1 protein-coding gene is annotated in these 2,049 nt (G+C 70.0%); it reads left to right on the top strand.

The annotated features are described in order from the left end of the window. Positions 1–1,769, top strand: a 1,769-nt coding sequence (locus tag AC3WLN_RS24005; RefSeq protein ID WP_492485485.1) for a DNA translocase FtsK, incomplete at its 5' end; no start/stop codon positions are given. Between the last annotated feature and the right edge of the window lie 280 nt (positions 1,770–2,049).

The raw sequence follows: 2,049 nt of genomic DNA, 5'->3' as shown, positions 1-2,049 counted from the left end.
CCCCCGAAGGGCCCGCCCCGGAGGCGGAGGCCGTCGCGGTGCCGGAGGCTCCGGCCGTCCACATGCCGCGCGCGATCCTGCCCGAGCGCCCCCTCCTCATCCCGGCCGGCCGGCACGTGCCGATGTCCTTCGTGGAGAACGCCGATTACGAGCACCCCTCCCTCGACCTCCTGGCCGAGCCGCCCCTGAACGACACGGAGGAGGTCGACGCCGACGTGCTGGAGCAGAACGCCCTCAACCTCCAGCAGACGGTCCAGGATTTCGGCGTGCGCGGCGACATCCTGGCGGTGCGCCCCGGCCCGGTGGTCACCCTCTACGAGCTGGAGCCGGCGCCCGGCACCAAGTCGAGCCGCGTGATCTCGCTCTCGGACGACATCGCCCGCTCGATGTCGGCGGTCTCGGCCCGCGTCGCCGTGGTCCCGGGCCGCAACGTCATCGGCATCGAACTGCCCAACGACACCCGCGAGACCGTGTACCTGCGCGAGCTCCTCGCCTCGGCCGATTTCGGGATGAGCAAGCACAAGCTCGCCCTGTGTCTGGGCAAGAACATCGGCGGCGAGCCGATCATCGCGGACCTGGCCAAGATGCCCCACCTGCTGGTGGCCGGCACCACGGGCTCGGGCAAGTCGGTGGCCATCAACACGATGATCCTGTCGCTCCTCTACCGGATGAAGCCGGAGGAGTGCCGCCTGATCATGGTCGATCCGAAGATGCTGGAGCTGTCCGTCTACGACGGCATCCCGCACCTGCTCTCCCCCGTCGTCATCGACCCGAAGAAGGCGGTCATCGCCCTCAAATGGGCCGTGCGCGAGATGGAGGAGCGCTACAAGAAGATGTCCAAGATCGCCGTGCGCAACATCGACGGCTACAACGCGCGCATGGCGGAGGCCCGGGCCAAGGGCGAGGTGATCACCCGCGAGGTCCATACCGGCTTCAACCGCGAGACGGGCCAGGCCGTCTACGAGACGGAGGAGATGGATCTCTCGGCGCTGCCCTACATCGTGATCGTGGTCGACGAGATGGCCGACCTGATGATGGTGGCGGGCAAGGACATCGAGGGGGCGATCCAGCGCCTGGCGCAGATGGCGCGCGCGGCGGGCATCCACCTGATCATGGCGACCCAGCGTCCCTCGGTGGACGTGATCACGGGCACGATCAAGGCCAACTTCCCGACCCGGATCTCCTTCCAGGTGACGAGCAAGATCGACAGCCGCACGATCCTGGGCGAGATGGGCGCCGAGCAGCTGCTGGGCCAGGGCGACATGCTGTTCATGGCCGGCGGCGGGCGCACCACGCGCGTGCACGGGCCGTTCTGCTCGGATTCGGAGGTCGAGAGCGTGGTCGCCCACCTCAAGCGCCAGGGCCGGCCCTCCTACCTCGAGGCCGTCACGGCCGACGACGGCAGCGGCGACGAGAAGCCCGCCAAGGGCTCGAAGGCGGACAAGGCCGACCGGGCCGAGAAGGCCCAGGCCGCCGAGATCGAGGACATCGACGCTCCGATCTTCGACGCGGGCGCCTATGCGGGCAGCGGCGGCATCGATCCCGGCGCCGAGCTCTACGACCAGGCGGTGCAGGTGGTGATGCGCGACCGCAAGGCCTCGACGAGCTACATCCAGCGCCGCCTGCAGATCGGCTACAACCGCGCCGCCTCGATCATGGAGCGGATGGAGATCGAGGGCATCGTCGGCCCGGCCAACCATGCCGGCAAGCGCGAGATCCTGATGGAGGGCGGCCACGCCGCCTCCGGCCTGATGGACTACGACGACTGAGCCGGCTCTCCGGGTGGGGCATTCGCCGCCCCACCCGTCGCATATTCGCCACAGGGCGGGCTTCTAAGCGGGCACCACCCGCACGCCTTCGCATCGCCTCAAGGGAGCGTCCCGATGATCGGCCGCCGTCACCGCCTCGCCGCCGGTCCGTTGCTCGTCCTGGCGGCCAGCCTCGCGCAGCCGCAGCCCGCCGCCGCCCAGGTCTCCTCCTTCCTCGACGGCCTGTTCGGCCGCAAGGAGCCGCCGGCCCCCGCGCCGGAGCCGGAGCCCGCCCCGGAGG

The sequence above is a fragment of the Methylobacterium sp. FW306-05-D genome, from assembly GCF_058782155.1.
Note: the sequence above shows the minus strand (reverse complement) of the source record. Positions and strands in the feature narration are given on the sequence as shown.